This window comes from Kitasatospora sp. NPDC057595 (genome assembly GCF_042800875.1).
In the GTDB taxonomy this organism is placed as follows: Bacteria; Actinomycetota; Actinomycetes; order Streptomycetales; family Streptomycetaceae; genus Kitasatospora.
In genome coordinates this window covers 36,617-46,797 of sequence record NZ_JBHVGL010000034.1, presented here as the reverse complement: position 1 = coordinate 46,797, position 10,181 = coordinate 36,617, and the positions used below count along the sequence as shown (strand labels likewise).

6 protein-coding genes are annotated in these 10,181 nt (G+C 73.7%); 4 read left to right on the top strand and 2 right to left on the bottom strand.

Annotated elements, in window-relative coordinates; translation table 11 throughout:
• Nucleotides 1-11 precede the first annotated feature (11 nt).
• From ACFU9E_RS33350 to ACFU9E_RS33340, 3 genes are all read left to right on the top strand, one after another.
• Nucleotides 12-4,193, top strand: coding sequence for a thioester reductase domain-containing protein (locus ACFU9E_RS33350; RefSeq protein ID WP_380715598.1), 4,182 nt, complete (start codon nt 12-14; stop codon nt 4,191-4,193).
• A gap of 163 nt (nt 4,194-4,356) precedes the next feature.
• A complete protein-coding gene (locus ACFU9E_RS33345; RefSeq protein ID WP_380688278.1) occupies nt 4,357-5,547 on the top strand; it encodes a cytochrome P450 in 1,191 nt (396 codons plus the stop codon).
• A 101-nt stretch (nt 5,548-5,648) separates the two neighbouring features.
• On the top strand, nt 5,649-7,226 hold the full coding sequence (locus tag ACFU9E_RS33340; protein WP_380688276.1) for an FAD-binding protein: 1,578 nt from the start codon (nt 5,649-5,651) through the stop codon (nt 7,224-7,226).
• Nucleotides 7,227-7,315: 89 nt separating this feature from the next.
• On the opposite strand, the gene ACFU9E_RS33335 is transcribed toward ACFU9E_RS33340, so the two are convergent.
• Complete coding sequence (locus ACFU9E_RS33335) at nt 7,316-8,233, bottom strand: SDR family NAD(P)-dependent oxidoreductase (RefSeq protein ID WP_380715596.1); 918 nt, start codon at nt 8,231-8,233, stop codon at nt 7,316-7,318.
• Nucleotides 8,234-8,488: 255 nt separating this feature from the next.
• Nucleotides 8,489-9,079, bottom strand: a complete 591-nt coding sequence (locus ACFU9E_RS33330) for an RICIN domain-containing protein (protein ID WP_380684733.1) — start codon at nt 9,077-9,079, stop codon at nt 8,489-8,491.
• A gap of 181 nt (nt 9,080-9,260) precedes the next feature.
• Here ACFU9E_RS33330 and ACFU9E_RS33325 point away from each other — a divergent pair, with 181 nt between their 5' ends.
• The gene (locus tag ACFU9E_RS33325; RefSeq protein ID WP_380684734.1) at nt 9,261-10,088 is read left to right on the top strand and encodes a BTAD domain-containing putative transcriptional regulator; all 828 of its coding nucleotides are present in this window, start codon (nt 9,261-9,263) and stop codon (nt 10,086-10,088) included.
• The last annotated feature ends 93 nt before the right edge of the window (nt 10,089-10,181 follow it).

The window sequence follows — 10,181 nt, the reverse complement described above, 5'->3', positions numbered from 1 at the left end:
CCGGCGTGGTCGTGCTCAAGCGCCTCTCCGACGCCCTCGCCGCCGGTGACGACATCCTCGCCGTCGTCCGCGGCTCCGCCGTGAACCAGGACGGCAAGAGCTCCGGCCTGACCGTCCCGCGCGCCTCCTCCCAGCAGGAGGTCGTGCGGCGGGCGCTCTCGGTGGCCGGGATCGCCGCCGCCGAGGTCGGCTTCGTCGAGGCGCACGGGACGGGCACGCCGCTCGGCGACCCGATCGAGGTGCGGGCGCTGGGCCGGGTGCTGGGCGAGGGCCGGGCACAAGACAGCCCGGTGGCGCTGGGGTCGGTGAAGACCAACATCGGCCACCTGGAGGCGGCGGCGGGCATCGCCGGCTTCATCAAGGCGGTGCTGACGGTCCAGCGCGGCTGGATCCCGCCGCACCTGAACCTGGTCGAGCCCAACCCCCACGTGGCCTGGGCGGATCTGCCGGTCTCGGTGCCGACCGAGCTGACCCGCTGGGAGCAGGAGCGGCGCATCGCGGGCGTGTCGGCCTTCGGGTTCGGCGGCACCAACGCCCACGTCGTGCTGGAGTCCCCGCCGGTCCGGGAAGCCGCCGCCGAACCGGTCCCGGACGGGCCCGTGGTGGTCAAGGTCTCCGGCTCCGGCGCGGTGGCCCTGCGCGCATCGGCCGCCCGGCTGGCCGAGTTCACCGCCACCGCCGACGCCTTCACGCCCGCCGAGCTCGCCTGGTCGGCCGGTGTCGGCCGGGCCGACCTCAGCGACCGCGCCGCCGTGGTGGTCGAGACCTCCGCCGACCTGGCCGAGCGACTGCGCGCCGTGGCCGAGGGCGCCGACGCCCCCGGTGTGGTGACCGGCCGTCGCGGTGCCGGGCCGGTGCCGCAGGCGGCCTTCGTGGCCACCGACGGCGGCGCCCGGGCCGACGGCCTGTACGGGAAGCTGCCGGTGGTGACCGAGACCGTGGACGCGGTGGCCGCCGCCCTCGGCGTCCCCGGCGAGGAACTGGCCGCCGCCGACGGCCCGGCCTCGCGCTACGCGGCGACGGTGGCGCTCGGGGCCTGGTGGCGCTCGGTCGGTGTCGACCCGGACGTGATCGTCGGCCAGGGCGCCGGCGCGTACGCCGCGGCGGCCCTCGCGGGCGTCTTCAGCATCGCGGACGGTGCCCGGCTGGCCCTGGCCGGCCGCTCGGCCGACCTGGCCGACGTCCGGCTGCGCATCCCGGCCGTCGACCTGGTCCTCGACCACCGGGCCGGTCCGGCCGGCCCCGAGGTGGCCACCGCCGAGTACTGGAACCGCTCCGCGGACAGCGCGCCGGACCGGCCCGCAACGCTCGACGCGGCGCTGGCGTCGGCCCTGGACAGCGGGGTCGGGATCATCCTCGAACTGGGCACCGGCGCCCTCGCCCTCAGCGGCGGGGACCAGGACGCCCTGCGACTGGCCCCGGCGGCCGACGGGCCCTCGGCCCACCGGGTGCTGCTGGAGTCCCTCGCCCAGGTGTGGGCCCGCGGCCGGGAGGTCGACTGGTCCGCCGTGGTGACCCGGCCGGCCTCCCCGGCCAAGCTGCCCACCTACCCCTTCCAGCGCCAGGAGTACTGGCCGCAGAACACCTCCGCGGGCACCGCCACCGCCTCGCGCGGCGGCCGCGCACTGCGCCCGCACATCCTGGAGACGGCGGACGGCGAGGTGATCGGCGAGAGCGAACTCTCCCTCGCCGCCCTGCCGTTCCTCGCCGAGCACCGGGTGCACGGACGGCTCGTGGTGCCCGGCGTGGTCTACCTGGAGCTGGTCCTGCGCTGCGCCGAGCGGGCCTTCGACGGACCGGTCGGGATCGAGGACCTCTCGATCTCCCGTCCGCTGGTCCTCTCCGACCAGGACACCCGCACGGTCCAGGTGGTGCTGGGCCCGCTGACGGACGGCAAGACCGAGGTCCGGGTGCACAGCAAGGACCCGGTGGCCGGCTGGCAGCAGCACCTGCGGGCGCTGGTCGTCCCGGCGGCCCCGGCCGGCGGGGACCCGGCCGAGGTGACACCCGCGGCGCTCTTCGAGGACGCCGGGACGCGCTGCCAGGACACCCTGGACGGCGAGGAGTTCTACCGCCGGGCCTGGCACCCCGCGTTCCGACTCGGCCCGAGCTTCCAGCTGGTGGAGTCCGCGCGGCGGGGACCGGGCGTCGCGGTCGGGCGGCTGGTGCCGCCGGACGCGCGGACCAAGGGCGTCGCGGCCGGCGTCCGGGCCGACCTGCTGCTGCTGGACGCCTGCGTGCAGCTGGTCGCGATCGCGGGGCACCCGCAGCCGGCCGACTGGGCCGAGCGCCCGGTCCACCTGGGCACCGGCTACGAGCGGATGGTCGTGCACGGCGCCGTCGCGGCGGACGAGGTGCTGTGCACGGTGGTGACCCGGGCGACCGCCGACGGCTCCCTGGCCGGGGACCTGCGGCTGACCGCGCCGGACGGCTCGCTGGTCGCCGAACTGAGCGGGGTGTCGTTCCGCCCGGTCAGCGAGGCCCTGCTGGAGCGGATGGTGTCCAGCGGCCGGCCCGCGGGAGCGGCGGGAGCCGTCGGCCCGGTGGACCTGGCCGCCCTCCGCGCGGCGGAGCCCGCCGAACGGGAGCGGGCGGTCACCGGGCACCTGGTCCGGCTGCTGGCCGCCGTGCTCGGCTCCGCGCCGGAGGACGTCGACCCCGAGACCGAGGTCACGACGGTCGCCGACTCGCTGATGCTCGCCGAGCTGAAGAGCCAGGTGGACCGCGACTTCGAGGTGGGCCTGCCGCTGGAGATCGTGTTCAGCGGCGGCCGGCTGACCGACCTCGCGGAGTGGGTCGCGGACGAGCTGGAGCAGCCTGCCGCACCGGCCCCGGCGGGCGAGGAGCCGCCGTCCGGCAGCGCTCCCGCCGCCGCCGTCGCCCCGGGCGCCCCCGCGTCCGCGCCCGCCGCGACGTCCGCCGCGGGAACCGCCACCCCCGCCCCCGCCCCCGCCCCCGCGGCGCCGCGGGCGGCGGCCCGCCCGCGCGGCCTCGGCAGCCGCCGGGTGCGCTCGATGACCGTCGCGGAGATGGTGGAGAAGGCGGAGCTGGAGGCGTCGATCACCGCCACCGTGCCGTCCGAGCCGGCCGGGACGGCCCCGCAGGACGTCCTGCTCACCGGTGCCACCGGCTTCGTCGGGGCCTTCCTGCTCGCCGAGCTGCTGGAGCGCCGCCCGGGCACGGTGCACTGCCTGGTCCGGGCCGACAACGAGCAGCACGCCCTCCGCCGGGTGCTCGCCAACCTGACCACCTACGGGGTCGACGTCGGCGATGCCGCGACCCGGATCGTGCCGGTCGTCGGGGACCTCTCCAAGCCCCGGTTCGGCCTCGGCGAGGAGCAGTTCACCGGCCTGCACGCGCGGATCGGCGACATCTTCCACTGCGGCGCGACCGTGAAGTGGACGTACCCCTACAGCGGTCTGGAGGCCGCCAACGTGGACGGCACCCGCGAGGTGCTGCGGCTGGCGACGGCCGGAGCGGCGAGGCCCGTGCACTTCATCTCCACCGTCGGGGTGTTCTCCTCCAAGGAGTTCGAGGCCGACAGCGTGCCGGAGAGCCAGGACCTGCTGACCAGCGGCCCGCTGGTGGTCGGCTACGCGCAGTCGAAGTGGGTCGCCGAGCACATGGTCCGCACCGCGCACGAGCGCGGGGTGCCGGTCACGATCCACCGCATCAACTCGGGCCCGCACAGCAGCTCCGGGGCGTTCAACCGGCTGGACCACCTGAGCATGGTGATCAAGGGCTGCGCCGAGGCCGGCATCGCGCCCGACCACGTGGAGATGCCGCTGCAGCCCGCGCCGATCGACTACGTGGCGCGCGCGGTGGTGGAGCTGGCCGGGCGGCCCGAGCTGAGCGGGCGGACCTTCCACCTGGTCAATGACACCAAGCTGACCTGGATCGAGTTCTTCGACCTGGTCGAGGAGTTCGGCTACCCGATGGAGCGGATGACGTTCGCCCGCTGGAAGGAGAAGGTGACCGGGCGCGAGGCCGGCACCATGGCGCTGCTCGGTCTGGTGCCCTTCCTCAACGACGCGGTCGACGACGTCCGGCTCCCGAAGTCCGCCGCCGAGGACACCCGGGCGGCGCTGGAGGGGACGGGCATCAGCTGCCCGCCGCTGGACGCCGCGCTGGTGCGCACCTACCTGGAGTCCTTCACCGCCAGCGGCTTCATGGAGAGCCCGACGGCGGGCTGAGCCGCCGGCCCCGCCCCCGCCCACCCTGCAGCGGCGGGCGGGGCCGGCCTTCCCCCGCACGATCCCGCACGTCTCCGCATGTTCCCGCACGTCCCCGCACGTCCCCGCACGTCCCCGCACGTCTCAGCAGTCCGGACAGCCATGCCTGACAGAGAGGGCAACCATGACCATCACGATCGACCTGGGTGACCCCGAGTACCACCTCAACCCCTGGCCGACCTACGTGCGGCTGCGGGACGAGAACCCGGTGTTCCACGCCCCCGGCGGCATGTGGGACGGGTCCGACTTCTACGTCCTCAGCCGCTACGACGACGTCTCGCTCGCGCTGAAGGACAAGAAGCTCTTCTCCTCGCAGATCCGCAAGGGCGACTACCTCAACCTCCCGATGCTGGTGAACCGGGACGCGCCCGAGCACACCCGGCTGCGCCACATGGCCAACAAGGCGTTCAACGCCCGACTGGTCCGCACCCTCGGCGGCTGGGTGCAGGAGATCGTCGACGAGCTGATCGAGGAGATCCTGGCGCAGGAGCAGGTCGAGTTCGTCGAGGCCTTCACCACCGCGCTGCCGCTCAAGGTGGTCGGCGGGATGCTCGGCATCCCGCTCGACCGCAAGGCGGACCTGCGCCGCTGGTCGGGGGCCGTGATGGCGTCCTTCGCGGTCGCCGCCGGGATGGACCCGGACCTCGCGCCCGGATTCTTCGAGGACATCGTGGAATTCGGCAACTACATGGGCGAACTCGCCCACCAGCGCAAGGGCAAGCCCAACCAGGAGGACATCCTCGGCGAGCTGGTCGTGCAGCTGGAGGCCGGGGACATGACCCGCGACGAACTGGTCACCATGGCCTGGTCGTTCGTCGCGGCCGGCCACGAGACCACGATGAACCTGCTCGGCGGCGGCGTGCACATGCTGCTGACCGACAAGGCGCTCGCCGACCGGCTCACCGCCGAGCCCGACCTCACCCGGGACTTCATCGAGGAGTACCTGCGGCTCTACAGCCCCACCCAGTGGCTGCTGCGCCGGGCCGCCGAGGACGTCACCCTGCACGATGTCACGATCCCCGCGGGCGAGTTGGTGCACGTGCTGATCGGCTCCGGCAACCGCGACCCGCGCAAGTTCCAGAACCCCGACGTCTTCGACCTGGACCGCGACACCAAGGGCGACCACCTGGGCTTCGGGGCCGGACCGCACTTCTGCCCGGGCGCCGCGCTCTCCCGGCTGCTCGCCGAGACGGCGTTCCGCTCCTTCTACCCGCACCTCGACCGGCTCGCCCTGGACCCGGAGGACCCGCCGCGCCTGCGCACCACGCAGGGCTCGTACGGGATCGCGAGCATGGGCGTCCGCGTGACGGCCTGAGGAAGCCCCGGCCCGGTCAGCGCCCCAGCAGCACCGCCAGCAGCACCGCCAGCGCCGGCGCCGCCATCGGCGCCATTCGAGAGGACGAAGTGAACGGACCCGTGTTCAACAGACGGCAGATTCTCCGCTACGGAGCGGCGGCCACCGGCGCCGCCGCCCTGTCGGGGGGCCTGCTGAGCGGTGTCGCCCGGGCCGCCGAGCCCGTCGACGTGGTCATTGTCGGCAGCGGGTACGCCGGCTCGGTGGCGGCGCTCCGGCTGGCCCAGGCCGGCTTCAGCAGCGTGCTGCTGGAGCGCGGACGCCGCTGGCCGATCACGCCCGCGGGCGACACCTTCTGCACCCCGCAGGCCCCGGACGGCCGCGCCGCGTGGCTCGCCACCACCTCGCCGTTCACCAAGCAGAGCTTCCACCCGTTCACCGGGGTGCTGGAGGCCTTCGTGGGCGACGGCGTGATCGGCCTGGCCGGCGCGGGCGTCGGCGGCGGCTCGCTGGTGAACAACGCGGTGATGATGGCGCCCCGGGAGGACTTCTTCCGCCGCAGCTTCGGCGATTCGCTCGACTACGCCGAGATGCGGGACGTCTGGTACCCGCGGGCCCGCGGCCTGATCGGCGTCGCCCCCATCCCGGACGACGTGCTCAACTCCCCGTACTACGCCAACGCGCGGGACCTGCTGGCCGAGGCGGCACGGGCCGGGCTGCCGACGCTGCGCCCGGACATGGCGGTGGACTGGCAGATCGTCCGCAACGAGATCGCCGGCACCGCCGTGCGGTCGGCGATCCTCGGCCACTCGGACTTCGGCGTCAACAGCGGGGCCAAACGCAGCGTCGACCGCTCGATCCTCGCGGCCGCCGAGGCCACCGGACGGGTCTCGGTACTGCCGCTGCACCAGGTGACGGACATCAGCACGGTGGACAACCGGTACCTGATCTCGGCGGAGCGGATCGACGAACAGGGGCTGGTCGCGGCCCGTCCGCAGTTCGCGGCCCGCTACGTCTTCCTGGCGGCCGGCTCGCTCGGCACCACGAGGCTGCTGGTCCGGGCCAAGGCCACGGGCGGTCTCCCCAAGCTGGGCGACCAGGTGGGGCGCAACTGGGGGACGGGCGGGGACCACATCATCGTCCGCGCCGGGCTGCCGCTGCGCGACACCGCGCAGGGCGGGCCCTCGCACATCGTGGCCACCGACTGGGCGGACCCCGAGACCCCGGTGACGTTCCTCGGATTCCCGCTCGGCTACCCGGAGCTCGGCTCGCTCGCCAGCACCATGCTGGGCCTGTCCGTGCCGCCGGCGCTCGGCCGGTTCGACTACCGGCCGGCCACCGGCAAGGTCGGGCTGACCTGGCCGAAGTCGGACCCGCGGATCCAGCGGGTCACCGACGCGATGTCGGCGACCACCTCGAAGCTGGACCGGGCGAACCCCGGGATCAGGGTGGATGTGGTGACGCCGGCGCTCACCGCGCACTGCCTGGGCGGGGTGGTCCTGGGGAAGGCCACCGGCCCGGCGGGCGACGTCCTCGGCTACGACAACCTGTTCGCGATCGACAGTTCGCTGATACCCGGCTCGACCGGGGCGGTGCCGCCGGCGCTGACGGTGACGGCGCTGGCCGACCGCTGCGTCGACCGGGCGCTGCACCGGCTGACCTCGTCGGGCTCGCCCGGGACGGTACTGGCGCTCTCCTGAACACCCTTCGGGTGCAGGGCGGTTGAAACAATGAAGGCCGTTCCGGAGACCAGTCGGTCTCCGGAACGGCCCTCGGCGTGCCGCCCGGGTCAGCCGTGCGCGGCGACCAGCCGCTCGGAGGCCGTCCAGAGTTCGGCGGCCCGGGTGCGGTCGTGCGACTCCTTGGAGCTCTCGCGCGGCTGCCGGCCGGAGAAGTAGGCGCCGGTGGTGCCGGCCGGCTCCGGCGCGGTCGCCAGCCAGGCCAGGTCGGCGGAGGACTGCTCGACGGAGCGGGCCCCCGGCAGCGTCTTGACCAGCAACGGGGTCAGCTGGGCGTAGACCCGCTGGATGCGCGGCGGCCAGTCGCGGTCCAGCGAGGTGCCGGGCATCAGCCCGGGGTCGAAGGCGTTCACCGTGATCTCGCGCGGCACGACCCGCCGGGCCAGCTCGTAGGTGGCGTACAGGTTCGCCAGCTTGGAGGTCGCGTAACGGATCCGGCCGGACTTGGCCGAATCGCCCAGCACGGAGCGGTCCGGATCGACCAGCGCCTGCGGGTCCTCCCAGCGCGGGGCCGGGAATCCCATCGACTTCCGGGGCCCCTGGTGGACCTCGCTGGAAACCAGGATCACCCGGCCCGGCTCGACGATGTGGTCGACCAGGAGTTGGGTCAGCAGGAAATGCCCGAGGTGGTTCGTCGCAAACGTCAGTTCATAACCGTCACTGGATCGCTGGACACCGTTCACCACCTGGATTCCGGCATTGCAGATCAGCACGTGCAGTGGCGGCCGGTCGGACTTCGCGAGGATTTCCCGGGCACCGGCGCGAACCGACGAGAGCGCGGAAAGGTCGAGTTCGACCACCTCCAGACTCGCGTCGGGAATCGCCGCGCGGATCTCCGCCGCGGCGGCCTCCCCCTTCGGCACGCTTCGGCAGGCCATGATCACATGGCTTCCGGCAGCGGCGAGTTCGCGCGTGGTGGCCAGCCCCAGTCCCGAGGAGGCACCGGTGATGATGACGGACTTCTTCAAGGTCGACTCTTCTCTGTGGATGATGGCAATCATGCGCCCGCAGCGATCCGTCTGACTGCTCATCAGAATACCAGAGCCGTATTCCCGAACCCTTTCCTTCGATTGCCGGAAATATCCTCCTGGCATGTACCCGCCACCCGCTGCCGTGAAGAAATGGCCAAGATCGGATGACCCCCCTCCGGAAATGCGCCGGGTACGACGGAAGGGCGGGCGGCCACCCGGCCGCCCGCCCTTCCGAGCCGTCATTCGGCTCGGCTACGGGAGGCTCCAGCTCTGGTTCGCCGTGTTCCACGCCTCGTCGGTGGTGATGCAGTCCCACTGCATCAGGCGGGACTGCACTCCGGGCGTGCCGCTCGGGCCGTCCGCGTCCAGGCAGCGGCCGGTGGCCCGGTTCTTCAGGATCATGGTCGTGGGGAAGCACATACAGGTGTGCCCCACCCAGGCGGTGGTCCACTCGGCCGGCGCGTAGCCGGCGTCGCAGTACGGGTACTGGATGACGCCGGTGCCGTTCGAGTAGGTCCCCGCCCGCCAGTCGAGCATGAGGCACTGGCCGGAGTGGCGGGCCTTGATCCGGAAGTACCCGTTGCCGCTGTCGAGCAGCTCGAACTCCTGGGAGGCGCTGGTGTTGTCCGGCCACAGGAAGACGCCGGTGTACGCGTCGGTCGACGCCCACATGACGTCGGCGCGAAGCCCGGTCCGGACGTTCACCAGCTCGTGGTGGACGGGTCCCGCCGCCTGGGCGGGCGTGGCGCCGAGGGCCGTGAAGACGGCGAACGCCACGGCCGCCACCACGGCGGCCGGAGTGAGCCGGGAGCGGTCGGAGCGTCGGCGAAGGGGTATCCGCATGGTGCTTTCCTCCAGGGGTCTCGGGTGGCCGGCGTTCGTCGCGGCCCGGACGCCCCACACCCTGGCGGCACGTCCTGTGCACCGACCTTGCGGTCACCTTGCGGGCCAGCCAGCATGGGACGCCGGGGACGTGTCGCGGGCGCCGTTGATCACGCGGGGGGTACATGTGGACTTCCGGCTGTTGGGCGAGATCGAGCTGCGCTCGGCGGGCCGGCCACTCGACGTGGGGACGCCTCGGCAGCAGGTGGTCCTGGCCGCGCTGACCGTCGACGCCCGAAGACCGATCGCGATGGAGGCGCTCATCGACCGGGTCTGGGGCCACAACCCGCCCGCCGACCCCCGGTCCGTGCTCTACGCGCACCTGAGCAGGATCCGGGGGCTGCTGAGACAGGCGGCCGCCCCCGGCAGCGGGACGGCGGCGCGGATCGAGCGCCGGCACGCCGGCTACGTACTGGACATCGACCCCGAGCTGGTGGACCTCCACCGGTTCCGCCGGCTGGTCGAGCAGGGCGACGACCGGCAGCGCGACGACGAGGCCCGGGCCGCGACGCTCGCCGAGGCCCTGGGCCTGTGGCGGGGGGAGCCGCTGGCCGGCCTCGCGGGCGAATGGGCCGCGCAGGTCCGGGCGAGCTGGCACCGGCGGCGGCTGGACGCGGTGATGCGGTGGGCGCAGGCGGAGTTCCGGCTCGGCCGGCCCACCGCGGTCATCTCCGCGGTGCCCGACCTCACCATCGAGTATCCGCTGGCGGAGCCCCTGGAGTACGTGCTGATCCAGGCGCTGCACGCGGCCGGGCGGGGCGCGGAGGCCCTGGACCGCTACGGCGCCGTCCGGCGGCGGCTGGCCGAGGAGCTGGGCGCCGGTCCCGGCAAGGAGCTCCAGACCCTCTACCGGACCGTCCTGACCGGGGATCCGCCCCCGCCGGGAGGGGCGGCGGCGCCCCCCGGCCCGCGGTCCTCGGCCGGCCCGGCGATCCGCGCCACCCGCCCGGTCCGGCGATCTCCCAGGTGATCCCGCCGCGGGGACGGCGGTTCACGGTGCCGGTCCCGCTCGACGCCGCCATCCGGAACCACCTGATCGACCCTTCTTCTGATGATTCGTCAC